The sequence below is a fragment of the Haloferax sp. Atlit-6N genome (assembly GCF_003383195.1).
GTDB lineage: Archaea > Halobacteriota > Halobacteria > Halobacteriales > Haloferacaceae > Haloferax > Haloferax gibbonsii.
This window is the reverse complement of the sequence record NZ_QEQJ01000001.1, coordinates 250,802-274,762: the sequence shown is the minus strand read 5'-3', so window position 1 is coordinate 274,762 and position 23,961 is coordinate 250,802. Positions and strand designations below refer to the sequence as shown.

25 protein-coding genes are annotated in these 23,961 nt (G+C 70.0%); 12 read left to right on the top strand and 13 right to left on the bottom strand.

Annotation, left to right across the window (positions count from 1 at the left end; genetic code table 11):
* Window positions 1–112: 112 nt before the first annotated feature.
* The 3 genes from DEQ92_RS01340 to DEQ92_RS01330 all read right to left on the bottom strand — a co-directional run bounded on the left by DEQ92_RS01340 (window position 113) and on the right by DEQ92_RS01330 (window position 3,356).
* The gene (locus DEQ92_RS01340) at window positions 113–1,081 is read right to left on the bottom strand and encodes an NAD(P)/FAD-dependent oxidoreductase (protein ID WP_115804829.1); all 969 of its coding nucleotides are present in this window, start codon (window positions 1,079–1,081) and stop codon (window positions 113–115) included.
* 1 nt (window position 1,082) lies between these two features.
* On the bottom strand, window positions 1,083–2,294 hold the full coding sequence (locus tag DEQ92_RS01335) for an ABC transporter substrate-binding protein (protein WP_050459052.1): 1,212 nt from the start codon (window positions 2,292–2,294) through the stop codon (window positions 1,083–1,085).
* Between the two features lie 144 nt (window positions 2,295–2,438).
* Window positions 2,439–3,356, bottom strand: coding sequence for a 1,4-dihydroxy-2-naphthoyl-CoA synthase (locus DEQ92_RS01330; RefSeq protein ID WP_004043470.1), 918 nt, complete (start codon window positions 3,354–3,356; stop codon window positions 2,439–2,441).
* A 119-nt stretch (window positions 3,357–3,475) separates the two neighbouring features.
* Here DEQ92_RS01330 and DEQ92_RS01325 point away from each other — a divergent pair, with 119 nt between their 5' ends.
* Window positions 3,476–3,940 (top strand): hypothetical protein, encoded by a 465-nt coding sequence (locus DEQ92_RS01325; RefSeq protein WP_115820326.1) that lies wholly within the window; start codon window positions 3,476–3,478, stop codon window positions 3,938–3,940.
* Window positions 3,933–4,451, top strand: a complete 519-nt coding sequence (locus DEQ92_RS01320; RefSeq protein WP_115820325.1) for a hypothetical protein — start codon at window positions 3,933–3,935, stop codon at window positions 4,449–4,451. The genes DEQ92_RS01325 and DEQ92_RS01320 overlap by 8 nt, the downstream gene beginning before the upstream one ends.
* A gap of 9 nt (window positions 4,452–4,460) precedes the next feature.
* On the opposite strand, the gene DEQ92_RS01315 is transcribed toward DEQ92_RS01320, so the two are convergent.
* The 4 genes from DEQ92_RS01315 to DEQ92_RS01300 form a co-directional block, all read right to left on the bottom strand.
* A complete protein-coding gene (locus tag DEQ92_RS01315) occupies window positions 4,461–4,973 on the bottom strand; it encodes a hypothetical protein (protein WP_004977036.1) in 513 nt (170 codons plus the stop codon).
* Between the two features lie 51 nt (window positions 4,974–5,024).
* A complete protein-coding gene (menD, locus tag DEQ92_RS01310) occupies window positions 5,025–6,773 on the bottom strand; it encodes a 2-succinyl-5-enolpyruvyl-6-hydroxy-3-cyclohexene-1-carboxylic-acid synthase (protein ID WP_115820324.1) in 1,749 nt (582 codons plus the stop codon).
* A 71-nt stretch (window positions 6,774–6,844) separates the two neighbouring features.
* Window positions 6,845–8,176 (bottom strand): isochorismate synthase MenF, encoded by a 1,332-nt coding sequence (locus DEQ92_RS01305; protein ID WP_115820323.1) that lies wholly within the window; start codon window positions 8,174–8,176, stop codon window positions 6,845–6,847.
* A gap of 299 nt (window positions 8,177–8,475) precedes the next feature.
* Complete coding sequence (locus tag DEQ92_RS01300; RefSeq protein WP_115820322.1) at window positions 8,476–9,066, bottom strand: sulfite oxidase-like oxidoreductase; 591 nt, start codon at window positions 9,064–9,066, stop codon at window positions 8,476–8,478.
* 182 nt (window positions 9,067–9,248) lie between these two features.
* Between DEQ92_RS01300 and DEQ92_RS01295 the strand changes: the two genes are divergently transcribed.
* From DEQ92_RS01295 to DEQ92_RS01285, 3 genes are all read left to right on the top strand, one after another.
* Window positions 9,249–9,461, top strand: coding sequence for a ribbon-helix-helix domain-containing protein (locus DEQ92_RS01295; RefSeq protein ID WP_004043463.1), 213 nt, complete (start codon window positions 9,249–9,251; stop codon window positions 9,459–9,461).
* 58 nt (window positions 9,462–9,519) lie between these two features.
* Complete coding sequence (locus DEQ92_RS01290; RefSeq protein WP_004977032.1) at window positions 9,520–9,798, top strand: UPF0058 family protein; 279 nt, start codon at window positions 9,520–9,522, stop codon at window positions 9,796–9,798.
* 144 nt (window positions 9,799–9,942) lie between these two features.
* Complete coding sequence (locus DEQ92_RS01285; protein WP_004977031.1) at window positions 9,943–11,595, top strand: rhomboid family intramembrane serine protease; 1,653 nt, start codon at window positions 9,943–9,945, stop codon at window positions 11,593–11,595.
* A gap of 51 nt (window positions 11,596–11,646) precedes the next feature.
* Here the strand turns inward: DEQ92_RS01285 and DEQ92_RS01280 are convergent, their stop codons facing one another.
* The 3 genes from DEQ92_RS01280 to DEQ92_RS01270 form a co-directional block, all read right to left on the bottom strand.
* Window positions 11,647–12,273 carry an METTL5 family protein gene (locus tag DEQ92_RS01280; protein ID WP_004977029.1) on the bottom strand — a complete coding sequence of 209 codons (627 nt, stop codon included), beginning with the start codon at window positions 12,271–12,273 and terminating at the stop codon, window positions 11,647–11,649.
* Entirely contained in the window at window positions 12,273–12,668 is a 396-nt protein-coding gene (locus DEQ92_RS01275) for a hypothetical protein (RefSeq protein ID WP_004977028.1), read from the bottom strand. The genes DEQ92_RS01280 and DEQ92_RS01275 overlap by 1 nt, the downstream gene beginning before the upstream one ends.
* Window positions 12,669–12,882: 214 nt before the next feature.
* Window positions 12,883–13,866, bottom strand: a complete 984-nt coding sequence (locus DEQ92_RS01270) for a lamin tail domain-containing protein (protein ID WP_115804835.1) — start codon at window positions 13,864–13,866, stop codon at window positions 12,883–12,885.
* Between the two features lie 141 nt (window positions 13,867–14,007).
* Here DEQ92_RS01270 and DEQ92_RS01265 point away from each other — a divergent pair, with 141 nt between their 5' ends.
* On the top strand, window positions 14,008–14,961 hold the full coding sequence (locus tag DEQ92_RS01265) for a transcription initiation factor IIB family protein (RefSeq protein WP_004043457.1): 954 nt from the start codon (window positions 14,008–14,010) through the stop codon (window positions 14,959–14,961).
* A gap of 71 nt (window positions 14,962–15,032) precedes the next feature.
* Here the strand turns inward: DEQ92_RS01265 and DEQ92_RS01260 are convergent, their stop codons facing one another.
* The gene (locus DEQ92_RS01260; protein WP_115820321.1) at window positions 15,033–16,676 is read right to left on the bottom strand and encodes a flippase activity-associated protein Agl23; all 1,644 of its coding nucleotides are present in this window, start codon (window positions 16,674–16,676) and stop codon (window positions 15,033–15,035) included.
* Between the two features lie 101 nt (window positions 16,677–16,777).
* Here DEQ92_RS01260 and DEQ92_RS01255 point away from each other — a divergent pair, with 101 nt between their 5' ends.
* From DEQ92_RS01255 to DEQ92_RS01245, 3 genes are all read left to right on the top strand, one after another.
* Entirely contained in the window at window positions 16,778–17,065 is a 288-nt protein-coding gene (locus tag DEQ92_RS01255) for a hypothetical protein (RefSeq protein WP_004977025.1), read from the top strand.
* Window positions 17,066–17,099: 34 nt separating this feature from the next.
* Window positions 17,100–17,585: a universal stress protein gene (locus DEQ92_RS01250; protein WP_004977024.1), complete on the top strand. Its 486-nt coding sequence runs from the start codon at window positions 17,100–17,102 to the stop codon at window positions 17,583–17,585.
* Between the two features lie 125 nt (window positions 17,586–17,710).
* Complete coding sequence (locus DEQ92_RS01245) at window positions 17,711–18,037, top strand: 2Fe-2S iron-sulfur cluster-binding protein (RefSeq protein WP_004969999.1); 327 nt, start codon at window positions 17,711–17,713, stop codon at window positions 18,035–18,037.
* Between the two features lie 123 nt (window positions 18,038–18,160).
* On the opposite strand, the gene DEQ92_RS01240 is transcribed toward DEQ92_RS01245, so the two are convergent.
* Together DEQ92_RS01240 and DEQ92_RS01235 are read right to left on the bottom strand one after the other, a co-directional pair.
* On the bottom strand, window positions 18,161–19,303 hold the full coding sequence (locus tag DEQ92_RS01240; protein ID WP_004977023.1) for an MBL fold metallo-hydrolase: 1,143 nt from the start codon (window positions 19,301–19,303) through the stop codon (window positions 18,161–18,163).
* 66 nt (window positions 19,304–19,369) lie between these two features.
* Window positions 19,370–21,136: a globin-coupled sensor protein gene (locus tag DEQ92_RS01235; protein WP_115820320.1), complete on the bottom strand. Its 1,767-nt coding sequence runs from the start codon at window positions 21,134–21,136 to the stop codon at window positions 19,370–19,372.
* A 136-nt stretch (window positions 21,137–21,272) separates the two neighbouring features.
* Between DEQ92_RS01235 and DEQ92_RS01230 the strand changes: the two genes are divergently transcribed.
* The 3 genes from DEQ92_RS01230 to galK all read left to right on the top strand — a co-directional run bounded on the left by DEQ92_RS01230 (window position 21,273) and on the right by galK (window position 23,818).
* On the top strand, window positions 21,273–21,908 hold the full coding sequence (locus DEQ92_RS01230) for a hypothetical protein (protein ID WP_004977021.1): 636 nt from the start codon (window positions 21,273–21,275) through the stop codon (window positions 21,906–21,908).
* Between the two features lie 90 nt (window positions 21,909–21,998).
* Window positions 21,999–22,580 (top strand): MOSC domain-containing protein, encoded by a 582-nt coding sequence (locus DEQ92_RS01225; protein ID WP_004977020.1) that lies wholly within the window; start codon window positions 21,999–22,001, stop codon window positions 22,578–22,580.
* Window positions 22,577–23,818, top strand: coding sequence for a galactokinase (gene galK, locus DEQ92_RS01220; RefSeq protein ID WP_115820319.1), 1,242 nt, complete (start codon window positions 22,577–22,579; stop codon window positions 23,816–23,818). The genes DEQ92_RS01225 and galK overlap by 4 nt, the downstream gene beginning before the upstream one ends.
* Window positions 23,819–23,961 lie beyond the last annotated feature (143 nt).

The following is a 23,961-nucleotide window of genomic DNA, read 5'->3' as shown; positions in this document are numbered from 1 at the left end:
TGGGAGACGACGGCCCCCCGGCGTGCGCGTCGGTCCTGACGAGCCGGTCGCGCCCCCGGTGTCGGCGACGACGTGGTCATCGCCGTCGCCGACCAGGGTCGTCGATGACTCGCTATTCGGAGTCGGAAGCGGAATCAGCGGCGGGACCGGAATCGGCGTCGACGCCGAGGTGGTCGGCGAGTCGCTCGCGACCGCGCTCGGCCCGGGATTCGACCGTCCCCTCGGAGACGTACATCTCGCGTTGGCGCTCCACGTCGGCCTCGCGGAGTTCGCGGAGTCGCTCGTCGGCGAGGTCGCAGTCGTCGGGGACTCGGCTGTCGAACCGCTCGCGCCAGTCGTCGCGGGCGGTCTCCTCGTCGGCGAGTTCCGCCTCGGGACGTATCCAGTCCCAGTGGGCCGCGAGGTCCTCGGGATACCCCTGTTCGAGGCGGTGGTCGGTGATGACCGACCGGCCGACGCGCGCGCCCTGTCCGGCCGACATGATGGCCTGCACGTTGACCTCGCTCACCGGCGCGGCGACGTACAGCCCGTCGATGGCTGTCCGGCCCTCGACGTCGGCGTAGTCGCGGTCGAACTTCGTCCGCGTCTCGCCGTCGTACTCGTAGGTGATGAACATCTCGTCGTCGCCGAGCGGTTCGAGGAAGTCGCCGCCGTAGCGGGCGGCCGCGACGACCCGCCTCGCCGTGACGGTCTCGCCGTCCTGCGTCGTGACCTCGAAGCCCGGCCCGGCGGCGTCCGCAGTCTCGGTCTCGTCGCCGGCGGCGGGTTCGACCGCCTCGACGAGCTCCGGAACGAGGTCGCAGCCGGCCGCCTCGACGTGGTCGTGGATGAGTCCGTAGAACGTCTCGACGTCGACGCCGCCGGGGAAGCCGAGGTAGTTCTCCAGATAGGCACAGCGCTGGAGCGACGACCGGCCGCGGTCGAAGACGACGGTGTCGAGGCCGTACCGGCCGGTGAAGACGCCCGCCGAGCAGCCCGTCGGCCCGCCGCCGACGATGGCCACATCGTAGTCGAACGCCGCCGCTTCGGGGTCGGTCGCTGTCGCCGTCGCCGTCCCCTCCGAGCGCTCGGCGTCCGCCATCTCAGAACTCCCCGTTGACGATGTCCGCGACGCGCTGGCGGTCGAACAGTTCGGCGTCGTCCGTCACGTCGCCGAACACGTCGGGGTACATCTGCTTCGCGGCGCGCTCGGTCAGGAACAGGTTGTGAATCGGCCCCTGGAACAGGTAGCCGCCGCGGTAGACCCGACCGTTCTGGACGGCCGCCAGTTCGCCGCCGACGGGGTGGTCCTCCATGTACGCGAGGACGGTGTCGCGGAACTCCTCGGGCGTCTTGCGCTCGTGGCCGCGGACCAGAATCACGTCGGGGTCGATTTCGAGGAGGTTCTCGTAGTCGAGTTCGCCGCGGTTGGTCGTGCTGAGATTCTCGATGTCGGTCCCCGAGAGCGCGTCGGTGACGCCGAGGTCGTTCCACTGCTTTTTGCTCGTTCCCTTGTCGTTGAGGCGGTACGGCGAGAACGTCTCGGGCTCGGTCGTCCCCTCGAAGGTGAGAAAGACGTTCGGGCGCTCGTCCGCCGGCGGCAGTTCCGCCTGTATCTCCGCGATGAACTCGTCGTGGAGCGCCTCGAACGCCTCGTAGCGGTCCTCGCGCTGGAACACCTGCGCGACCTTTTCGAACGCCTCGTAGAGCGTGTAGTAGCGGTAGTCGTGCCAGCCGTCCGACCGGCGGAAGACGAGGTTGCCGACGAACGGGGCGACGTTCTCCGCGATTTCGTCCACGTCGGCTTGGTCCCAGTCGAACCAGTTGACGAGCATGTTGGGGTCGTAGAGGTGGACGTCGCTGTCGAGTTCGTAGAACTCCTCTTTCGTCCGGACCTCGGGGTACGCCTCGATTTGCTCACGGTCGACGCTCACGCCGGGGAGTTCGTCGTAGACGTAGGTGTAGTACCGGCCCGCGCCGCCGACGCCGGTCAGCCCGTCGCCGACGCCGAGCGCGACGGCCATGTCCGCGTAGCCGCCGTCGTAGGCGGCCCACGACTCGGGGACCGAGTCGAACGCGACCTCGCCCATCGGCTCCATCGTCACCGAGTACGAGGAGTCCGCCTCGGTCGTCTGGGTCGCGGTCTCCGTTTCAGTCGCTTCCTCGGTCGTCGTCTCGGCCGCCGTGGTCGTCTCGTCGCTCCCCGACGAGTCCGACGTACAGCCGGCGAGCATCCCGGCCCCGAGAGCCGTGCCGCCGTACCGAATGTAGTTGCGTCGCGTGAGTCCCTCCCGCCCGGTGGATTTCTCTTCCATGGGATTTAGGCTAACCTAAATATATAAGAGCGTTCCTATTTTTCGGCCGGCCTAAACATTGGCGAGGCGACGTGTCTTGGCCCGACGGGAGGGACCGCATCGCGGTTGCGGGTCCGGCGTCCGGCGAGAGTCGGCGTCAGACCCTCAGTAGTGCCACGGGTAGTCGCGGAAGCGCGGCTCGCGCTTTTCGAGGAAGGCGTCGCGGCCCTCTTGGGCCTCTTCGGTCATGTAGGCGAGCCGGGTCGCCTCGCCGGCGAACACCTGCTGGCCGACCATGCCGTCGTCGGTCATGTTGAAGGCGTACTTGAGCATGCGCATGGCCGTCGGCGACTTCTTCGTCATCTCGTCGGCCCACTCCAGCGCCACGTCCTCTAGCTCCTCGTGGGGAATCGCCTCGTTCGCCATGCCCATGTCGACGGCCTCCTCGGCGGAGTAGGTCTTGCCCATGAAGAACACCTCGCGGGCCTTCTTCTGGCCGACCTGCTTGGCGAGGTACGCGGAGCCGAAGCCGCCGTCGAAGGAGGCCACGTCGGGGTCGGTCTGGAGGAACTTCGCGTGCTCCTCGGACGCGAGCGTCATGTCGCAGACGACGTGCAGGGAGTGGCCGCCGCCGACGGCCCAGCCCGGCACGACGGCGACGACGGGTTTGGGCATGAAGCGGATGAGCCGCTGGACTTCGAGGATGTGCAGGCGACCGGCCTTCGCCTCGCGGACGAGCGGGTCGTCGGAGGCGTCGGCCTCGTCGTCGTCGCGGTACTCGTAGCCCGAGCCGCCGCGGACCGACTGGTCGCCGCCGGAACAGAACGCCCAGCCGCCGTCCTTCTCGGAGGGACCGTTACCGGTCAGGAGGACGCACCCGACGTTCGCGCGCTTTCTGGCGTCGTCGAGCGCGGCGTAGAGTTCGTCCACGGTTCCGGGTCGGAAGGCGTTTCGGACCTCGGGGCGGTCGAACGCGATGCGGACCGCCGGCACGTCGACGGCGCGGTGGTAGGTGATGTCGTCGAACTCGTCGGACCCCGGGACGGGCTCCCAGCGGTCGGGGTCGAAAATCTCCGAGACCATACCGAGTGGCGGCGCGGGCGGCGCAAAAAGATTCGCTTGCGGCGATGGTCGGGGCCGAGTGGCGGCGCGTTCCCCGCTCGGCCCGGAACTATTTGTCAGCCGACGAACTACTCTCGCGTATGTCGGCCGCGACCAGCCTCCTCGTCAGATTCGTTCACATCGTCGGGATGGCGCTCGTCTTCGGTGGCGCAGTGTTCGCGTGGGCGACGCTCAGAGCGCCCGGTTCCGGGAGCAAGAGAGCAGATAGCTCGGCCGGGGCCGTCGGCGACCCGTCGCCTCTCGCGACCACCTACGAGTGGGTCTTCTGGGCGGCGATGGGCGCGATGGTCGTCACCGGCGTCGGCAACCTCGGCGCGCTCGGTCCGCCCGGCCCGTCCGGCCGCTGGGGAACGATACTGACGGTGAAGCTCCTCGCGGTGACCGCGTTCGTCCTCGGGTCGTTCGTCCGGACGCTCGTCGCGCTCAGGGTCCGACGAGACCGTCCGGCGGGTGCCGGGCGCTCGCTCCTCGCGAAGAGCTACGGCGCGACCGCCGCCGCGCTCCTCGTCCTCGTCGCGCTCGCGGAGGTGTTGGCCCATGGCTGAGGCCGCCGCCGGCCGCTTCGAGGCGTGGGTCGTCTCGTCGTTCAACCTCGTCGCCCTGAGCCTCGTCGGACTCGTCGCGGCGCACGCGAGCGGCGCGCTCGAAGGCGAACTCGCCAACTTCGGGACGCTCCCCGGCGTCGCCGTCTTCGCCTACCTGTGGCTCCTCACCGCGGCCGCGACCCGGTGGGCGCTGGCTGACGGCGGGCTGGCCGACCTGCGGAACGGTCTCCGCGGACTCTGGCGACTCGTCCTCCGCGGGTTCGCGGCGGGCGCGCTCATCGGGGCGGCGTTCCTCCTCGGAGTGGTCCTCGTCGGCGCGGTTCTGAACGGAGCCCCGCTCCTCTCGCTGGCGTTCATCGCGCTCATCGGCGTCGCGGCCGCGAGCGTCGTCGGCGGAGTCATCGGCGGCCTGTCGGTCGTCCTCGACGCCGGCTGTTACTGGGCGGCCGGGCGGCTCGTCGGGCCGTGGGCGAAGTCAGCTGTCTCGGCCGAGGCTCCCGACGCGGAGTGAGTGGGTCAGTCAGTCTCGAAGCGGGCCGCGCGGACTCGTCAGCCACGACGCCAGTCCGACGAGTACCGCGGCCGCGATGCCGACGAGAAAGGCGGTCGTTCCGGCCACGGAGCCGTAGGCGACGAGCCCCGTCCCGACGAACGCGGTCGCGAGCGACCGGCGGCGGCCCATCGACTCGGGGTAGCCGCCGGCTTTGAACCGCGCGAGCCCCCAAGCGACCACGGCGACGAGCGGCGCGAGGCCGAGGCCCGTCAGGGGCCGCTGGACGACGAACCAGAGGACGGGAAAGGCGACCACGACCGCGACGAGCGCGAGCGTCCAGTAGCGGCCGAGCGCCGGGGGATAGCCGCGCTCCGCGAGGTCCGAGAGAAGCACCACGCCGAAGACGACGGTCCCGCCGGCGAAGACCCCGGCGAGGGGTTCGTACGCGACGACGGTCGCGTAGGCGAACGCGAGAACGCCGAGGAACCCGGCGACGGCGTAGACGCTGCCGCGGTACTGGCGGAAGAGTTCGGAGGGCATGTCGCCACGATTCGGAGCGCGGGAGAAAAGTCAGTCGGTCGACTGGTTCGGTCAGTCGGACAGTCGCTCTCTGGCGCGCTCGGCGATGCGCTCGCGCACGCGGTGCGAGGACTCGGCGTCGGTCCGGACCTCGATGACGTCGGTGCCGTCGGTGGCGACCGACTCGGCGTAGGCGTCGCGGAAGTCGTCCGGGTCGACCGACGCGAACGAGAGGTCGTAGAGGTCCTCCGTGGCCGCGAAGTCGAGACCGTGGGGCGTCTTGAACTGGTCCGTGAAGGGCGGCTCGTACCCCTCGATGGGGAGCATGTGGAAGATGCCGCCGCCGTCGTTGTTGACGAGGACGATGGTCGCGTCCACCCCGAGGCGGCCGAGCGCGAGCAGGCCGTTCATGTCGTGGTAGTACGCGAGGTCGCCGGTCAGGAGCGTCAGGTGGTCGGTCGCCGCGGAGCCGGCCCCGAGCGCCGAGGAGACGATACCGTCGATGCCGGACGCGCCGCGGTTCCCGAGGACCGTGCGGGACTTCGTCGAGGGTCGCGCGAAGCGGTCGAGGTCGCGGACGGGCATGGAGTTCGAGACGAACAGCGTCGCGGGCTCGGGCGCGAGGTCGGCCACGTCGGCCGCGAGCCGGCCCTCGAAGGCGTCGCTCTCGTCGTCGACGAGGCTCCAGTAGGCGTCTTCCGCGTCGGTCCACAGCGCGTTCCACGACTCGTCCGGGCGGTTGCGGATGAGTTGCGAGAGCCGCCACGCGAGCACCGAGGGCTCGGCCTCAACGAGGTCGGTCGCCCCGAACTCGGCCTCGCGCCAGCGGCCCGTCGGGTCGACGAGGTACTGCCGGGCGTCGGTGCGCGCGAGGTACTTCCGGAGCGCCTTCGAGGTCGGCGACGCGCCGATGCGGACGACGACTTCGGGGTCGGGCCAGTCGGCGGTGACGCGCTCGTCGAGGTAGGCGTCGTAGCCGCCGAGGACGGTCGTCGTCCGGGTGTGGCCGCCGAAGCGGAGTCCCGAAAGCGGGTCAGCGACGACGGGGAAGCCGGTCGCGTGGGCGAACGCGGCGACGGCCTCGGCGTTGAATCCGGGCGGGTCGGCGGGACCGGCGACGATGAGTCCGCGGTCGACCGCGAGGTCGTCGGCGAGCTTTCGGAGGTGGTCCTCGGAGAGTTCCGGCGCGCCCGCGGTCGTCTTGACGTAGGGTCGGCTCCCGCTCCGGCCGTCGAGCGCCTCGGGGTCGAGGTCGGCGGGCACGTCGCCCTCGACGTACGTCGGTTCGAGCGGCTTTCTGAAGGGGAAGTTGAGGTGGACGGGACCGGCGTCGACGCCGGTTGCCTCGGAGACCGCGCGGCCGGCGGTGGTTCGGAGGCTCCGGAGTTTCCTGTCGGTGGCCTCCGGTTCGGGCATGTCCTTGTACCAGCGGACGGCGTCGCCGTAGAGCTTCTCCTGGTCGATAGTCTGATTGGCCCCGCTGTCGCGGAGTTCCGGCGGTCGGTCGGCCGTGAGGACGAGCATCGGCACGCGGGCCTGCGACGCCTCGATGACGGCGGGGTGGAAGTTGGCCGCGGCGGTGCCCGAGGTGCAGAGAACGGGCGTCACCTCGCCCGTGCGCCGGGCGCGGCCGAGCGCGAAGTAGGCCGCCGAGCGCTCGTCGAGGTGCGAGAACGTCTCGATGTCGTCGTGGCGGTCGAACGCCTCCGTGAGGGGCGTCGAGCGACTGCCGGGTGCGATGCACACCGCGTCGATGCCGGTGCGTGCCAGTTCGTCGGCGAAGGTCCGTGCCCAGAGGGCGTTTCGGTTCGGTGCTGTCATCTCGTCTGGGTCGTCAAATCGGGGTGAATCGAGTCGGAGTCGGTCGTCGGCGACGGTCGCCAGCCTCGAACTCAGTCGTCGCGTTCGAGTTCGTCGAGGATGGGTCGGTACTTCAGTTGCACCTCGTCCCACTCCGCGTCGGGGTCGGAGTCGGCGACGAGGCCGACGCCCGCAAAGAGCGTCGCCAGCGTCTCCTCGACGATGGCCGAGCGGAGGGCGACCGCGAAACTGCCGTCGCCGTCGGCGTCGAACCAGCCGACCGGCGCGGCGTACCAGCCGCGGTCGAACGGTTCGGTGTCTCGAATCACGTCGAGGGCGGCCTCCGGCGGGAGGCCGCCGACCGCGGGCGTCGGGTGGAGCGCGTCCACGAGAGAAAGGACGTGTTCGTCGCGTTCGAGCGTCGCGTCGATGGGCGTCCAGAGGTGCTGGACGGTCGCCAGCTTCCGAATCCCGCGGTCGCCGACGCGAATCTCGGCCGAAAGCGGGGCGAGCTGTTCCCGAATCGTCTCCGCGACGAGTTCGTGTTCGTGGTTGTCCTTCTCGCTTCCGAGCAGTTCGTTCGCCAGCCACTCGTCTTCGTCGTCGGTGTCGCCGCGGCCGGTCGTCCCGGCGAGCGCGCCGGTCTCGACCTCGCGGCCGCGGAGCGAGACGAGTCGCTCGGGCGTCGCGCCGAGGAAACTCGCCCCGCCGTTCGGTTCGACGAGGAAGCGGTGGCAGTCGGGGTACGTCCGACCGAGGCGGGCGAGCAGGTCGGGCGCGGCGGCGGGGCGGTCGAGTTCGACTTCGAGCGCCTGCGCGAGGACGACCTTCTGAAGGTCGCCGGCGCGGATGCGAGAGACCGCGGCGTCGACGCTCTCGTGCCACGCCTCGACCGAGGTCGTCCGGTGGCGGTTCGAGACGCCCGGCGGTCCCTCGGGGGGAGCGTCGTCGAGCGATTCGAGCGTCTCGCGGACCTCGTCGAGTCGGTCGCCGACGCCCTCGGGGTCGGCGTCCGCGCCGACGGCGGTGACCGTGAGCCACGCGTCGTCGCCGTCGAAGGCGACCTGCACCTCGGGGACGACGAAGCGCGCGGCCGGGAAGTCGGCCCACGGGTCGCGGCCGGTCGCCTCCTCGTGGAAGGCGAGGCCGCCGAAGAATCGCGGGCGTGCGACGTCGGGGGCGTCAACGTCAGCGCCGTCGAACAGCGCCGTGGCCGACTCGCGAATGCGCGCGAGTCGCTCGGGGCCGTCGGCCTCGACGGCCACGGCGACGCCGCCGCCGACGACTGTCGGCTCGTCGGGGGCGGTCCACAGCGCCCGCGGGCGGCGCATCGTCGCGAGCGACGCCGAGACGGGCGGCGCAGACAGTCGAACCGACCTGCTGACGAGATGGTCCCCCACCTCGTCTGTCCGCAACGGTTCCATCGACCGTGGGTCAGGACCGGGGACGCTTGAAACTCTCCCTTCTGTCCCGCGCGCCGCTCCGGGGAGACAGCGGGACGCGCACATCCGTCCACCGAACGACAACGCTGGTGGCTCGGACGCGAAGCGACCGCCGAAAACGCTGGAAAATCAGCTCAGCTGTACCGCTCTTCGTTCCACGGATTCGCCCACCTTTTTCCGTGGTTCGCTGCGCTCACCACGCAAAAAGCTGTCTTCGCGAGCGATAGCGAGCGAAGACTCGTGAGACTGCATGCAGTCTCACGGTGGACCAAAAACTCAGCCTAGCTGTACCGCTCTTCGTTCCACGGGTTCGCCGTGTTCGAGTAGCCGCGTTTCTCCCAGTAGCCGCGTTCGGGTTCGGTGAGGAACTCGACGCCCGAGACCCACTTCGCGCCCTTGTAGGCGTACTTGTGCGGGGTGACGACCCGGAGGGGGCCGCCGTGGTCGGCGGGCAGGTCCTCGCCGTCGTAGCCCCAGACGAACATGACCTCGTCGCGCATGCACTGGTCGAGAGGCAGGTTCGTGGTGTAGCCGTCCATGGCGTGGAACATCACGTGGACCGCGTCGTCGACGCCGACCGCGTCAGCGAGCGTCGGGAACGTGACGCCCTCGAACTCGCAGTCGAACTTGCTCCAGCCGGTGACGCAGTGGAAGTCCTGTACCTGCGTCTCGGAGGGGAGGTCGCGGAACTCGTCGAACGAGCGGTCCAGTTCGGTCTCGACCGCGCCCCACGCCTCGAACGACCACGTCTCCGGGTCCCACGAGGGCGTGCCGCTCTTGGAGAGCACGGGAAACCGCTGGGTCTCGCGTTGGCCCGGCGGGAGTCGGTCGTCGCCGAACTCCTCGTAGAGGTGGGTCACGTCGTTGGCCATGGTCGAATCTTCGGCCCGACGCACCTATCACTAACGACTCCGGACACCCGTCGGCGACCGGGGCGGCAGCCGCACTAACCGAACGTAAGCGGAGATTCGCGTTCGCCGGAACGACCTTCGGAAAACCCGAGTATTCCCCCGGTAGAGTTATATACGGCCCTTCCAAAGCGACGGACGTTCAGATGCCCAAAGTAGAGATTACCGTGCCGGAACACCTGGAGATGCAGATCGTCCAACTCGTCGAACAGGGCGAGTTCGTCAACCGCGACGAGGCCATCGAGGACCTGCTGTCGACCGGTATCCGCGCGTACAAGACCAGCGGTCCGATGTCCGACGAGGACCGCGCGTACGAAGACGACGGAATGATGGGCCACGAAGACGAGTACGTCTTCTGAGCCGAGTGACAGTATCCCCCAATAACGCTTAAACCGCCCTCGCGCCTAACCAACGCTCATGCACAAGGACGAACTGCTGGAGCTGCACGAACAGATGGTTATCATCAAGGACCACTTCTCGGCCCGCGACCACGTCGATTCGAGCCTGTTCGACCCCTACGACGAGCTCGCCGTCGAGCCCTCCCACGTCCACAAATCGAAAAGCGAGCACAAACACGCCGTGTTCGTGCTGGGGAACGCCCTCGCGACCGCGATGAGCGACGACGAGTTCTCCAGCGCGGGCCGCGTCGGCAAGCGCATGGAGGAACTGGCCGACGACGCCGAAGGGAAAATCTGAGCGGCCGTCCGCCGCAGCGCGCCCCGCGACCGACCGCCCGACGCTGAGCCGCTTCCCGCCGTCGGATTCGTGTCGCTCGCTAGCACTTCTCAAGCAGTTCTCCGCGGGTTTCTTTATCACCCATTCGTACGACACAGGTAGCTAATGCTAGAGATACCGGGCTGGATACCGTTCCAGCGACTCGCCGCGCTCCTCGCGCTCCTCGCGGCCGCCGTCGCGCTCGCCGTCGTCGACAGACCGACTCGGCTCTCGGCGGCCCTCCGGCGGCGCTTCCTGTTCGGCCTCCCGCTCGGAACGCTCGTCAGCGTCGGCGGCGTCCTCCTCGTCTATCTCGTCGTGCAGGACGGCTGGTCGTCGTGGTACCGGCCCGTCGTCATCCCGTTCCGGGCGTGGTCGTACTTCTACCCGACCGGGATGCTGACCGCCGCGTTCGCTCACTCCAGCGCCGGCCACCTCGTCGGCAACCTCGTCGGTACGCTCACGCTCGCGCCGGTCGCGGAGTACGCGTGGGGACACTACCCGACGCGCCGCGGGTCCACCTCGTTCGGGTCGGCCCGCGAGAACCCCTACGTCCGGTCGCTCGTCGTCTTCCCCGCGGCCGTCGTCGGTGTGGGGCTTCTGACCTCCGTCTTCGCGCTCGGCCCGGTCGTCGGCTTCTCCGGCGTCGTGTTCGCGTTCGCCGGCTTCGCACTCGTCTTCCGGCCGCTGGCGACCATCTTGGCGTTCGTCTCCGGGCGCGTCGTCAGCCTGTTTTACAACGCGATGCTGTCGCCCGAAGTCGTCTCGTCGGCCCGCCCCATCTTCTCGACGCCGTGGTGGTCCCAAATCGCCATTCAGGGCCACGCCATCGGCTTCCTGTTCGGCGTCCTCCTCGGCGTGTGGCTCAGCCACCGCCGCGAGGGGTCGAACCCGCCCGCCCTCCGGAGCTTCGCCGGCGTCCTCCTGTTTTCCGTGAGCGAGTCGCTGTGGGCGGTGTACTGGTACCGCGGCGGCGAGACCTACGTGCTGTTTCGCGCCGTCGGCTTCGCGCTCGTCGTCGCGCTCGCGACCATCGTCGCGCTGACCGTCGCGGCCTCCGACAAGCCGCTCCGCGAGTACGCGCCCGACAACTCGGTGTTTTCGGCCCGCCGCTGGCAGGCCGGCCTCGCCGTTCTCCTCGTCGTCGTCGCGGCCCTGTCGGGGCCGGCGATGCTGTACAACACGTTCACCGCGAGCGGCGACGACCTGCCGGGCGAGAGCGTCTCGGTCAGGGACTACGACGTGACCTACGCCGAGGACGTGCCGAACGGGCTGACCGCCGTCTTCGACATCGAACTGTTCGGCGAGTCGACGACGACCAACACCTCCGGGGTCATCGTCAGAAGCGAGCGGCGCGGTATCTGGACGACGGCCGTCTCCACGAGTCGGCTGGCGTTCGACGGCGAGTCGGCGGTCAGGCTCGGCGGCCTCGGCTGGCGCGACCAGGTGACGGCGGTCCGCGACGGCTACGTCGTCTCGGGCGCGGGAACCGCCTACCGGGTGTTCCTCGTCGCCGACGGCGAGGCGCGACTGGCCTACGAGACCGGGCCGGTCCGAGCCGAACCGGTCGTCGCCCGGCGGAACATCTCGGTCGTGCCGACGGCGACGGGCTACGACATACAGGTGTCGTCGGACAGCGGGACCGTCAGAGGACCGATGCCGACCGAGAACGCGAGCACGACGCTCGACGGCATCCGGTTCGTCCGCGAGAAGTCGTTCGTCTTCGCCGAGTCGCGGGGGACGAAAGTCCGAGTCGCGCGAAAAGAGACGTACAATTAGTCTGGGTCCGCGGTCGACGCGCGCGCTGACGACGGCGCGGTCACGGTCGCCTCACCACTCGATTCTGAACACTTCGGCGTCGAGCTGTCGGCGGTCCTCGTCGTGGAAGTCGAACTGGCGGTCGAGGTCGAACGTCGCCCGGAACGCGTCGGTGAGGTCGCCGCCCGCGTCGGCGACGAACGACTCGACGAACTCCTTGCTCCCCTCGTTGTGGACCGAGTAGGACACGTCGGCGACCGACGCGACCGATTCGAGGAACGCGCGGTCGGCGTGTTCGTTGCCCCGCTGCGCGCCGAACGGCGGGTTCATGAGCACCGTGACCTGCCGGTCGTCGGGGAGACAGAGCGGCAGGCGGGTCGCGTCGGCGCGAATCCAGTCGATGGGGGCGCTCGCACCGACCCGGCGGGCGTTGTCCGTCGCGGTTTCGAGCGCCGCGTCGTCGAGTTCGACGCCGACGACGCGGGCGGGCGAGCGGAGCGCCGCGCCGAGTCCGAGCATGCCGGTTCCGGAGCCCAAATCGAGGACCGTCGCGCCCTCGATGTCGCCGCGGAGGTCCGCGAGGTGGACGAGATGCGCGGCGAGGTCCGGCGGCGTCGGGTACTGTTCGAGCGAGACCTTCGGGTTCTCGAAGCCGGCGACCACCGCCAACTGCGCCTCCAGCGCGGCCTTGGTTGCCATCAGCCGTCGATGGAACCTCGAAGCTCAAAAGCGACACCCTCGCGCCGGGCGCGCTCGCCGAGCGCCGCGAGCGCGGACTCGGCGTCGTCGGGGCGACAGCACTCCGCGACGTCGACGGCGACGCGCCCGACGCCGAGGAACGCGGCGGCGCGGACGTACTCGCGGAGGCGGTCGGACTCCGACTGCACCGCGAGGGGGTCGTCCTCGCAGAAGCGGGCTTCGACGGTGAGTTCGGCGGGGAGGTAGCCCTCCTCGGCGAGTCCGGCCTTCAGGTCGCGGAGGTGCGACGGGGCGGTCGACTCCAGCCCCGCGGCGTCGAGGACGACGGGAGTCAGGTCGGCGGGACGGCCGGCGACGAGTCCGGCTTCGACGGACGAGGATTCGAGCGTGCTCATGTTGCACACACATTTCCTTTGGTTATGTATATATCTTTGTAAATGCCCAGTAGTAATTCCTGCGCGTGGAATCCGCCGATGGCAGGGCGGTTCGCCACGCAGACATGACAGCCTAGAGAGTAATGCCCATTGGTACCGTACTGCTTGTGGGGGCACACGCTCCGCCCCCATTCCCCCTGACCCCGCGGGGTGGTTCCGCCCGGAGCCGGCGACTCTACTCGTACGCGTACGCGAGCACTTCGGTTCCGGCGGCGTCCCGAATCGTGACCGTGTCGCCGCCGTTGTTCCACACCGCGCCGCCGCGACCCCAGTAGACGTCTTCATCGGTGTCGGTTCCCGAGCCCGTGTGGAGCGTCAGCGACGCGCCGGGGTCGAGTTCGGTCCCCTCGGCGAACGTGTAGGTCACGCCCGCCGCGTCGGAGACGGTCCACCCCGAGAGGTCGACGGGGTCGTCGCCGTCGTTCCGGAGCGTGACGTACTCCTCGTTCAGGTTGTCGTTGTCGTTGCCGGGCGCGTCGGCGACGACCGAGACGGAGAGGCCGTCGTCGGTGGTCGCGTCCGCGCCGCCCGCGGCCGCGCCCTCGGTCGCGCAGGACCAGAGGCCGACCCCGCGCTCTCTGGCGTCGCGCTCGGCGCGCTCGTAGCGCTCGCGCTCCTCGAACGAACTCTCGTAGAGTCGGGCGTGGCCCTCGGTGATGAGGTCGTAGTTGAACTCCGCGCCGTCGACGACGACGTACGCGAGGAGCCGGCCGTAGTAGCCGCGCTCGCCCGCCTTCTCGTCGTATCGGAGCTCGACCGTCCGGTCGGCGAGCCGGGACTTCGCGTAGGCGCTCGCGTCCTCGCCCGCCGTGCGGAGGCAGGTCCGGCCGGCCTCGGTCTCGGGGACGCCCTCGAACTCGTCGGGCGTGTTCTCGGCGTGGACCTCCGGCGTGTCGACGCCGAGGAGCCGAACCGTCTCGCGCGCGCCGTCCGGCATGACGACCTTGATGGTGTCGCCGTCGACCACGTCGACCACCTCGACTGTCACGTCGCCTTCGGCGGCCGCGGTCGTCGGCGACCCCGACTGCGCCGTCGGCGATGCCGTCTCTGTCGCGGTCGATTCGACCGTCGTCGCCGCCCCCGCGCCGCCCCCGCCGAGACAGCCCGCGAGGACCGCGAGAACGACGACGACGAGTGTCGCGGTAGCACGTCTGACCATTCGATTCACCGTTAGTCAGGGAACTGTATAAGTAGCTGCGTCCGAGTCGCCCGAATCCGAGCTCGTCGAATCGCCAGACAGCGGCCTGTATCATATTTCTGTTACAAAGGTTTAAATTCACGCTCCACCAGAAACCTTTTAATGGAACGTCCGAGCCGGCAGCGTCAACGAGAGGAGGAGGCAACGGCACAAGAGGACGAGCAAGTCAACTGTCCGGAGTGTGGCTCTGACCAGATCGTCACGGACGCAGACCAGGGGGAGCTGGTGTGTGACGACTGCGGACTCGTCCTCGACGAGCGACAGATCGACCGCGGCCCGGAGTGGCGGGCGTTCAACCACTCCGAGCGGCAGTCGAAGTCGCGCGTCGGTGCGCCTATCACGGAGACGATGCACGACCGGGGGCTGACGACGACCATCGACTGGAAGGACAAAGACGCCTACGGTCGCTCGCTTTCGTCCGAGAAGCGGTCGCAGATGCACCGCCTGCGCAAGTGGCAAGAGCGCATCCGCACGAAAGACGCCGGCGAGCGCAACCTCCAGTTCGCGCTCAGCGAAATCGACCGCATGGCCTCGGCGCTCGGCGTCCCGCGGTCGGTCCGCGAGGTCGCCTCGGTCATCTATCGCCGCGCGCTCAACGAGGACCTGATTCGGGGGCGCTCCATCGAGGGCGTCGCCACCTCGGCGCTCTACGCCGCCTGCCGTCAGGAAGGCATCCCGCGCTCGCTCGACGAAGTCGCGGAAGTGTCGCGCGTCCCGCAGAAGGAAATCGGTCGCACGTACCGCTACATCTCCCAGGAACTCGGCCTCGAACTCAAGCCCGTCGACCCCAAGCAGTTCGTCCCGCGGTTCGCCTCCGCGCTCGACCTCTCCGAGGAGGTCCAGGCCAAGGCGACCGAAATCATCGACGTGTCCGCCGAGCAGGGGCTTCTCTCCGGGAAGTCGCCGACCGGCTTCGCCGCCGCCGCAATCTACGCCGCGTCGCTTCTCTGCAACGAGAAGAAGACCCAGCGCGAGGTCGCGGACGTGGCGCAGGTGACGGAAGTCACCATCCGGAACCGCTACCAAGAACAGATCGAAGCGATGGGCTTCCGCTGAGCGTCGGCCCGCCGACCCGACCCGCGACCCGGCTCACCGTCACCGACTGACGACGTCGACGACACGCAGTTTTAGTTTTTCACGAACACCACGACCGGCCGGCCCCAGAGGCCGGTGTCGTACTGGTGTGCGACGTAGCCGTCGAGGAGCGGCGCGACCGTCCCGCGCTCGTCGGCGGGCGCGATGACTACCGGCGGAACCGACGACCGGGCTTCGAGCGCCTCGGGCGTCGCCGCCGTCGTCGAGTCGGCGCCGATTCGCTCGACGTACCACGCCATCGGGAGCTGTTCGCCCCACGGGTCGGGGACCGGCGGATAGTCGGCCGCGCCGTCGGCGACGTACATCGAACTGCCGTAGTAGAGCACCTCAGGCCCCTCGTCGTCGGTCGGCCCGACCCACGCCGAAAGGTTGTCGCGGAACGACGAGAACTCGCTGGACGGCTGTGCGAAGTGCGCGAGTTCGGTGTCGCGGTCGCTCGGGCCGTACACCTCGGTCGTCGCCACCGCGCCGGTCTGGGCGACGAGCGCGAGCAGGACGATGACCGCGGCCGCGACGCGGGGCACGTCCCGCGAGTCGAACGCGCTGCGACCCCAGCGGACGAGCGCCGCGAGGCCGATACCCGCCGGGAGCGCGAGCGGGACGACGACGTAGACGCCGAGCCACGGCGCGGACACCTCGGTCAGCATGGGGACGAACGCCAGCGACGCGCCGGCCCAGTAGACCGCCGCCGACACCTCAGAACGCGGCCCGCCGGCCGTGTAGCGGTCGACGAGGAAGACCGCCGCGCCGAGGAGGACGACCGGGAGCGCCGCGAGCGCGAGCGCGCCGAGGAGGTCGCCGAAGTACGGGAGATACTCGTGGGTTCCCTCCGGGTAGCGGTCGACGACGCGGACGCCGACGAAGCGACGGACCGAGCCGAACAGCGCCGCGTCGATTGCGCCGAGAATCGTCCCCGGCGTGTAGAGCCCCGCGCCGTCGGTGTCGCCCGCCCGCGGGGCGAACGCGAAGACGTAGAGTCCGACGAAAACGAGGAGCGCGCGGGCCGCGGGGGTCGCCGCGCCGCGGAGTCGGGCGGCGTACTCGCCGAGGCGCATCGCGGCCGGTCGCGCCGACGGGAGAAGCGCCGCGTGGTCGAACACCAAGAGGCCGGCGACGGCGAGACAGCCGAGGGCGACGACGCCGAGCCCCGACGAGGCGACGGCGAGCGCGACGGCCGCGGCGAGTCCGTAGGCGTTGCGCCGCCCCGCGCCGTCGACGAGACGGACCGCGAAGCCGAAGGCGACGAGCGCGAAGCCGACCGCGAGCACGTCGCCGCGGGCGAACCGGCCGTAGTAGACGAGAATCGGGTTCGCCGCGAGGACGGCCGCGAACCCGACGGTCTCGTCGGCGGCGAGGCGGCCGCGGAAGAGGAGCGCCGCGAGCGGGAGGGCCGCGCCGAACAGCGCGAAGGGGAGGCGGAGCGCGAAGTCGGTCGCGCCGAAGAGCGCGAGCGACGGCCGCGAGAGGTGATAGACGAGCGGGCCGCCGGCGACGGGGCGGTACGAGAAGAAGCCGGTTTCGAGCGACCGGAGGCTCCAGTAGCCGACGCGGGCCTCGTCCCAGTGGAGCGGCCGGTCGCCGAGTCCGACGAGGCGGACGACGAGCGCCGCGGCGGCGAGCGCGACGACGGCGAGCGCCGTTCGGTCGGGTCGCCGCCCGACGCGGGAGGGAATCATGGGATGACGTGGCGCGCCGGACGGCAGAAAGGTTACGACTTGGAAGGCCGGCGGCCCGCCCCTTCGAAAGCGTCATCCCCGCCGACCGGTAGCACTCGGATATGTCGCTCATCGAGTCGCTACCCGCTCGCCCCCTCGAACCGCAGGAGCTGACGTCTCTGAACCGCGCCGACGCGTTCGACCTCGTCGTCGCCGTCGAGGACGACGGCCCCGCCCGCAGCCTGCTTTTCGCCACCGAGGCGTGGGTCAAGGCCGCCGCCTACGAGGACGACGCCGGCTGGTCGGTCGTCGAGACGGTCGAACTCGACGAGGAGACCGAGCGAATCGACGGACTGCGGGCGTGCGAGGAGGCCATCCTGTCGTTCCGAGACGACGGGAACGAGGAGTAGTATTAACCGCGTTCCGAACTAAGTACAATTTATCATGTACAGCGAAATCCTCGTCCCGACCGACGGAAGCAGGGCCGCCGAACGCGCCATCGACCACGCCCTCGACCTCGCGACGACGTACGACGCGCGGATTCACGCGCTGTACGTCATCGACACCAGCATCTACACCTCGCTCGACGCCGGCGCGGACGTGGTCATCGACGCCCTCGAACGGGAGGGCGACGCCGCGACCCGACACGTCGGCGAGGCCGCAGAGGAAGCCGGTGTCGACGTGCAGGCCGAGGTCGTCACCGGGACCGCCTACCGCTCCATCCGGGAGTACATCGACGACCACGACATCGACCTCGTCGTCATGGGTACCCACGGGCGCACGGGGCTGAGCCACTACCTCCTCGGGAGCGTCACCGAACGCGTCGTCCGCACCTCGCCGGTCCCGGTGCTCACCATCCGACTGGACGACGAGGACGAAGAAGACGACGCTGACGAGAGCGCGGACGCGGACGCCGAAGCCGCGGAGTAGCCCGAACTCGGGCGCGAGTCGCGCGTTCCCGACTCGCTCGGCAGCCTGCTCCGACCGCGCGGTCGGCGACGAGGTCGCCGCGACTTTGATAAACAGTTTTGGTGCGGTCGCTCATACGCCGCGGTATGACCGAGTACACCGTCGAGTTCGTCGGCACGGGCGAGACCATCACCGTATCCGACAAGCAGACCATCCTCAAGGCCTGTATCGAGGAGGGCATCGCACAGGAGTACTCCTGCCGCGTCGGGATGTGCCTCGCCTGCTCCGCCGAGATTCTCGAAGGCGACGTCACCCAGCCCGCCGCCCGCGGGCTGACCGACGAGGAGGCAGAGCGGTTCGCCCTCACCTGCATGGCCCGCCCGCAGAGCGACCTCAAACTCGACCGCGGCGTCTACCCGCCGAGCATCGAAGGCGACGCCGCGGCCGCCGGCACCGCCGCCGACGACGACTGACGACGGGTACTCTCCGGGGCCGGCGCGCCGGCCCGCGTTTCTCCGTTTCGCACCGAGTCACCGAGCCGATGCGTCGGCCCGACGCGTCGGACCGACGCACTCGCTCGGCCCGCGGACCGCGCCTCACGCCTCGCTCGTCGCCGCGCAGTTGTTCGGCCCCAACTCGACTTCGAACGCCTCCTCGTCCGACAGCGAGTCCCGACCGAGGTTCGTCTCGATGATTCGCTCGTAGTTTGCCGGCCGCGGCGGCATGTCCGAACAGACGAACGAGACGAACGCCGCCTCGTCCATCGAGAGCGCCCCGAGTCGGTCCCGGAGCGCCCCGAGTTCCGCGACGTACGCGCCGCTTTCGTCCGGGACTGTCCGCGGGCCGTAGTGTGCGGGCGCGACCCGCGTGTCGTCCGTGAACTCGCCGTACCGCTCCGTGAGCGTCGCGTGGAGTCGCCTCGCGGCGTCGGGCGCGCCCTCGTCGCCGTCTTCGAGGTCCGGGCGCGCGACGCTCTCTAGGAAGAGGCTGTCGCCCGCAAAGAGCAGGTCGCCGAGGCGGAACGCGGTCATCTCGGTCGTGTGTCCCGGCGCGTGGACGGCGACGAGTTCCGCGTCGCCGACGCTGATGGTCTCGCCGTCCGCGACGAGTCGCGCGTCGAAGTCGAGGCCGCGGTCTGTCGCGCCCGCCGGGAGGACGACGGTCGCGCCGGTTCGCTCGGCGACGGCGCTGACGCCGCTGACGTGGTCGGCGTGGACGTGGGTGTCGACGGCGGCGACGACCTCAGCGCCGCGCTCGCGGGCGTCTTCGACGTACCGCCCCGCGAACGCCCGAAGCGGGTCGACGACGACCGCCTCGTCGCCGGCGACGACGAGATAGGCGAGACAGCCGCTGGAGGGGCGGTCGTACTGGAGAACCGTCGCGTCCGCGGTTCCGACGGGGAGTTCGCGGGCGCGATAGACGCGCGCCCAGCCGTCCATTCCCGTTTCGAGATTCTCCGCGGGGACACCGGCCTCGGAGAGCAACTCGGCGACGTGCGCGCTCGACCGGCCCTCCGCGCAGACGACGACTACGGGCGAAGGGGCGTCTTCGAACCCCGCCGCGAGTTCGGAGACCGTCCCGCGAATCTCGGCCTGCGTGAAGCGAATCGCCGGAATCTGGGTCGCGGTCACGGCCGGGCCGTCGACGCGCCACGCCTCGAACTCGTCGCGGTCGCGCACGTCGAGAATCGCCGTCGGGTCGCCGCGGGCGAGTCGGGCCGACAGTTCCTCGGGAGTCATACGCACACGATACGCGCGCCGGGCGGAAGAACGCTACGCGGACCGAAGAGAGAACAGTGACCCGCGCTACTCCGACGTTCCGCCGTCGTTGCTCAGGCGTCTCGATGGCGGTTCGTCGAAGCCGGACTCGTCGAGGACGCCGGCCGGCGGACCGTCGACACCGCCGGTTGTCGGAGTGTCGGAGCTCGGTTCGAGAGGCGTGCCCGCCCCGCCGGCGCCGCCCGTCTCGCCGCCGCCGAGTCGCGCGGCCGCGTCGCGAATCGAGAGCACCTGTTCGGTCTGCGAGCGGTTGGCGTCGGCGATTTCGCCGATTTGGTCCGACACCGCGGTCGCGCGCTCCGTCGCGTCGTCAACCATACCGGCGATTTGCTCGGCGCTCTCGGCCTGGTCGTCGGTCGCCGAGGCGACCTCGCCGACGCCGACGGTCGCCTGCTCGACCGCCGCCGAGATGTCAGAGAGACTGCGCATCACGTCCTCGCCGCGGTCGATGCCGTCGTAGAGTCGGCCGGTCGTCTGCGAGAGGCTCTCGATGGTCTCCCTCGCCTCGGACTGGATGTTGCCCACCGTGCCCTCGACCTCGGCGGCGCGGGCCTGCGACTCCTCCGCGAGGTTCTTGACTTCGCTGGCGACGACGGCGAATCCCTCGCCCGCGTCGCCGGCGCGGGCGGCCTCGATGGAGGCGTTGAGCGCGAGCAGGTTCGTCTGTTCGGCGATGTCGTTGATGGCGTCGAGCACCTCGTCTATCTCCGCGATTTGGTCGTGGAGTTGCTGGACGTCCTCGGAGGCCGTCTCGGCGGCCTCGCTCACGTCGCGCATCACGTCGATGGCCTCGTCGGCCGCGTCCTCGCCCTCGGCGGCGCGCGTGGCGGCGTCGGCGCTGGTCCGCTCGACCTCCTCCGCGGTCGCCGCAATCTCCTCGACGGTCGCGCTCATGTCCGACACCTCGGCGGCGACCGTCGCCATGTCGTCGGCCTGCGCCCGCGCCGTGGTCTCGATGTCGTCGGTTCGCTCCGTGACCTCCTCGGAGGTCCGCAGGAGCGACTCGACCGGCTCGCTCACGTCGGCTTCGACCTCGTTTGCGAGGGCGCGTCGGCGCTCGGCCGCCTCCCGCGCGGCCTGACTGTACGAGTGGATGTACGTCTCCATCGCCACCTGCTGGTCGAGAGACAGGAGCTTCAACACGGGGAGGATGCGCGCGACGACCTCGTCGACGGCGTCTTCGACCCGGTCGTCGCCGCCGCGGAGCCCGCCTGAGACGCCGGCCGCGCCGCCGAGGAGCCCGGAAAGCAGACCGCCACCGTCCTCAGCGTCGCCCGCACCGTCGCCGTCTGCGCCGGACTCGTCGCCGACCGTCCGCCCGCCGCCGGTGAACTCGGCTTTCACCTCGTCCGCGACGGCACCGAGAATACCCTCGTAGTAGACCGAGTACGCGCCGAGGTAGAACTTCGGCCCGAGGTCTATCATGTCGTGTAACTTCCCGATTCGCGCCCGCTTCGCGAAGTAGTCCTCGCCGTACTCCCCGCGGCCGAGTTCGCGGAGGTACGCCGCCTGGTCGGCCTGCAGCATCTCCGTGTTCTTCGTCGAGCGACCGAAGAACGTCGTCGCCGCCGCGTGCTCGCCGAGGTGGTCGTAGAACTCCGCGGCGAACTCGTTCGCGAACTCGTCGAAGAGCGGTTGAAGGTCGCTCAATCGTCGCTCGTCCGCCGCCGAGAGGCGAACGAACGACTTCCGGCGGTCGATTTCCGCCGCATCGATGTCCAGTTCTGAGAGTAGCGCATCCCCGTCGACACGCGCTCGCGCGTTGGCGTCGACTGGTGCCGAGGAGTTCGTCATACCCGTTCCCAATAGGTTCCAGTATTTCAAGCCTCACCGCGGAGTATCACGAATGATACCGGAACTGATTGCCGTGAGAATCCCACATTCGTGGACCGGTCCGAATGTTCAGGTGACTGGCGGACCGATGAACGGTATGGACGCCGATTCGTTCCGCGAGTCAGTCGAGGCGGCGAAACGGACGCAACTCGACCGACTCGGCTCGTCGAAGCTCCTGTTAGCGCTGACCGATGCGGACCTCTCCGAACCGGCGGTGCTCCGCGCCGCCGCGTACTCCGAGCACGCGGCCCGCGGGACGTTCGAGGCGTGGGCCGACGACGAGCCCGACGACGACGCGAGAGCCGCCTTCGAGGCCACCGCGGCCCAAGAGGCCGAGCACCTCGACCGCGTCCTCGACGCGCTCGACGAGGAGGTCGACCTCCCGGACGAACCGGGCGTGATGCACGCGTACCTCCGCGGGCGCGAAGACACGGTCGAGCGGGCCGCCGCCGGGATGGTCGGCCGCGGCCTCGTCTCGGTTCGGACCCACACGCAGGTCATCGGCTTCTTCGTCAACGAGGCCGACGAGCCCCGCGCCGACCTCTTCCGCGAGTTGAAAGCCGAGACCGAAGAGACGCTCGCGACCGGTCTCGACCTCTTGGCCGAGCGCTGCGAGAGCGACGACGACTGGGAGCGCGCCCGGATGGTCGCCGAGTACGTCGTCCAACTGGCGTACGACGACTACGCCGACGGCCTCGCCGAACTCGGCGTCGACCCGAAGCCGCTCTGCTGAGTCGGCTCGGCTCGGCGCTTCGGACCCCGGACTGCACCGCCGCGCCCCGCCGACCCAACCTATTCGTGTCCCGGAGTGGTAGCCGGAGGTATGACTTCCGAGGTTCGCGGACGCGTCGAGGCGCTGTACACCGCGCCGTCGAAGGGCGAGCCGATGGTCTCCCACGAGACCGTCGCGGTCGCCGAGGGCGGTATCGAGAGCGACCGCTACTTCGACGGCGACGGCTTCTACTCGGCGACCGACGGCTGTCAGGTGACGCTCGTCGACGCCGCGGTGCTGGACGACGCGGAGCGCGAGTACGACCTCGACCTCTCGGCCGGCGAACACCGCCGGAACGTCGTCGTCCGCGGCGTCGACCTCGACGCCCTCCTCGACGCGACGTTCGAACTCGGCGGGGCCGAACTCCGCGGGACGAAGCGCAGACCGCCCTGCGCGCACCTCGCGGACCTCGTCGGCGACGACGTGGGCGACGCCCTCCGCGAGTCCCGCGGCGGCATCTGCGCGGACGTGCTTTCGCCCGGCCGGGTCGCCGTCGGCGACGACCTCCGCGTGACCGAGTCGAACCCGCGCGAACTGGGTCGGCAGATAGCCGCCCGACTCGGCGGCGAGGCCGTCGCGGCCGACGAAGGCGCGACGAGCGCCGGGGAACCGCACGGAGACGGCCACGTATGACCGACGACGACGATGCTGACGACGCGGTGACCGACGACGCCGGAACGCCGGTCGAGCGCGCGAAGACCGCTCTCGCGGCGCTCAGAGCCGGCGGCGACGCCTTCGATTCGACTTCGACCCCGGAGCCGACGGAGCCTGCGAATCTGACGGTCGCCGTCGCCCCCGGTCGCGTGAACCTCGTCGGCGGCCACACCGACTACAACGACGGCCTCTGTCTCCCGATGGCCGTCGACCGCCACGTCGCGGTCGCGGCCCGCCCGCGAGACGACGACCGGCTCCGCGTCCGCGCCGCCGACTTCGACGAGACGGCCGAACTCGCCCCCGACGACGACCCCGATGGGTGGGCCGCCTACGTCGCCGCGGTCGCGCGCGTCCTCCGCGAGGACGGCCCTGTCGGCGGCGCGGACCTCGCCATCGCCTCCGACGTGCCCACGGGCGCGGGCCTCTCCTCGTCGGCCGCGCTCGAACTCGCAGTCGGCCGCGTGCTTCTCGCGGTCTCCGGGCGCGACCTCCCGACCGCCGACCTCGCGCTGGCGTGCTGGCGGGCCGAGGTCGAGGGCGTCGGCGTCGAGTGCGGCATCCTCGACCAGTTCTCCGCGGCGCTGTGCGAGGCCGACTCGGCGCTCTTTCTCGACTGCCGAACCCGCGAGTTCGAGTCGGTGCCCGTCGGCGACGACGTCGGCGTCCTCGTCATCGACACCGGCGTCTCCCACGAACTGACCGAGTCGGGCTACAACGACCGCGTCCGCGAGTGCGCGGCGGCGCTCGACCGCCTCCGGGAGCGCGCCGACCGCGACCTCGACTCCCTCCGGGACGTGGACCGCGACCTCCTCGACGCCCACGCCGACGCGCTGGAGCCGATACACCGCCGCCGGGTTCGACACGTCGTGACGGAAAACGAGCGCGTCCGTCGCGCCCGCGACGCGCTCGCCGCCGGCGACCTCGACCGCGTCGGCGACGCGATGCTCGCGGCCCACGAGAGCCTGCGCGACGACTACGAGGTGAGCTGTCCGGAGCTCGACGCGGCGGTCGAACTCGCCGCCGAGACGCCGGGCGTCTACGGCGCGCGGATGACCGGCGGCGGCTTCGGCGGGAGCGCGGTTGCGCTGGTCGACGGCGACGCCCTCGACCGGGCGGCGCGCGCGATTCGAGACGCCGCCCCCGAGCGCGTCGGCCCCGACGCTCACGTGTTCGCCTGTCGACCCTCCGGTGGCGTTCGGCTGGTCGACGAGGTGTGAGAAGACGAGCCGACGGCTCCGCGTTGAGCCTCGGAAAAATCGGAAGCCAGTCTGTGAGTTCGGGTTCGATTCGTCGAATGAGGCGAATCAGAGATTCGCCGATTCGACTTCGGCTTACGCCTCGTCGAACAGCGCAGCACTCC

Excerpts from the sequence above, each read along its gene's own strand:
- DEQ92_RS01255 (WP_004977025.1), top strand. The coding sequence starts at position 16,778 with ATGTCGCTCATCGAGTCGCTACCCGCTCGCCCCCTCGAACCGCAGGAG.
- DEQ92_RS01305 (WP_115820323.1), bottom strand. The coding sequence starts at position 8,176 with ATGGAACCGTTGCGGACAGACGAGGTGGGGGACCATCTCGTCAGCAGG.
- DEQ92_RS01295 (WP_004043463.1), top strand. The coding sequence starts at position 9,249 with ATGCCCAAAGTAGAGATTACCGTGCCGGAACACCTGGAGATGCAGATC.
- galK (WP_115820319.1), top strand. The coding sequence starts at position 22,577 with ATGACCGACGACGACGATGCTGACGACGCGGTGACCGACGACGCCGGA.
- menD (WP_115820324.1), bottom strand. The coding sequence starts at position 6,773 with ATGACAGCACCGAACCGAAACGCCCTCTGGGCACGGACCTTCGCCGAC.
- DEQ92_RS01325 (WP_115820326.1), top strand. The coding sequence starts at position 3,476 with ATGTCGGCCGCGACCAGCCTCCTCGTCAGATTCGTTCACATCGTCGGG.
- DEQ92_RS01260 (WP_115820321.1), bottom strand. The coding sequence starts at position 16,676 with ATGATTCCCTCCCGCGTCGGGCGGCGACCCGACCGAACGGCGCTCGCC.
- DEQ92_RS01250 (WP_004977024.1), top strand. The coding sequence starts at position 17,100 with ATGTACAGCGAAATCCTCGTCCCGACCGACGGAAGCAGGGCCGCCGAA.
- DEQ92_RS01235 (WP_115820320.1), bottom strand. The coding sequence starts at position 21,136 with ATGACGAACTCCTCGGCACCAGTCGACGCCAACGCGCGAGCGCGTGTC.
- DEQ92_RS01270 (WP_115804835.1), bottom strand. The coding sequence starts at position 13,866 with ATGGTCAGACGTGCTACCGCGACACTCGTCGTCGTCGTTCTCGCGGTC.
- DEQ92_RS01315 (WP_004977036.1), bottom strand. The coding sequence starts at position 4,973 with ATGCCCTCCGAACTCTTCCGCCAGTACCGCGGCAGCGTCTACGCCGTC.
- DEQ92_RS01330 (WP_004043470.1), bottom strand. The coding sequence starts at position 3,356 with ATGGTCTCGGAGATTTTCGACCCCGACCGCTGGGAGCCCGTCCCGGGG.
- DEQ92_RS01240 (WP_004977023.1), bottom strand. The coding sequence starts at position 19,303 with ATGACTCCCGAGGAACTGTCGGCCCGACTCGCCCGCGGCGACCCGACG.
- DEQ92_RS01285 (WP_004977031.1), top strand. The coding sequence starts at position 9,943 with ATGCTAGAGATACCGGGCTGGATACCGTTCCAGCGACTCGCCGCGCTC.
- DEQ92_RS01290 (WP_004977032.1), top strand. The coding sequence starts at position 9,520 with ATGCACAAGGACGAACTGCTGGAGCTGCACGAACAGATGGTTATCATC.
- DEQ92_RS01265 (WP_004043457.1), top strand. The coding sequence starts at position 14,008 with ATGGAACGTCCGAGCCGGCAGCGTCAACGAGAGGAGGAGGCAACGGCA.
- DEQ92_RS01340 (WP_115804829.1), bottom strand. The coding sequence starts at position 1,081 with ATGGCGGACGCCGAGCGCTCGGAGGGGACGGCGACGGCGACAGCGACC.
- DEQ92_RS01300 (WP_115820322.1), bottom strand. The coding sequence starts at position 9,066 with ATGGCCAACGACGTGACCCACCTCTACGAGGAGTTCGGCGACGACCGA.
- DEQ92_RS01335 (WP_050459052.1), bottom strand. The coding sequence starts at position 2,294 with ATGGAAGAGAAATCCACCGGGCGGGAGGGACTCACGCGACGCAACTAC.
- DEQ92_RS01225 (WP_004977020.1), top strand. The coding sequence starts at position 21,999 with ATGACTTCCGAGGTTCGCGGACGCGTCGAGGCGCTGTACACCGCGCCG.
- DEQ92_RS01230 (WP_004977021.1), top strand. The coding sequence starts at position 21,273 with ATGGACGCCGATTCGTTCCGCGAGTCAGTCGAGGCGGCGAAACGGACG.
- DEQ92_RS01280 (WP_004977029.1), bottom strand. The coding sequence starts at position 12,273 with ATGGCAACCAAGGCCGCGCTGGAGGCGCAGTTGGCGGTGGTCGCCGGC.
- DEQ92_RS01245 (WP_004969999.1), top strand. The coding sequence starts at position 17,711 with ATGACCGAGTACACCGTCGAGTTCGTCGGCACGGGCGAGACCATCACC.
- DEQ92_RS01275 (WP_004977028.1), bottom strand. The coding sequence starts at position 12,668 with ATGAGCACGCTCGAATCCTCGTCCGTCGAAGCCGGACTCGTCGCCGGC.
- DEQ92_RS01320 (WP_115820325.1), top strand. The coding sequence starts at position 3,933 with ATGGCTGAGGCCGCCGCCGGCCGCTTCGAGGCGTGGGTCGTCTCGTCG.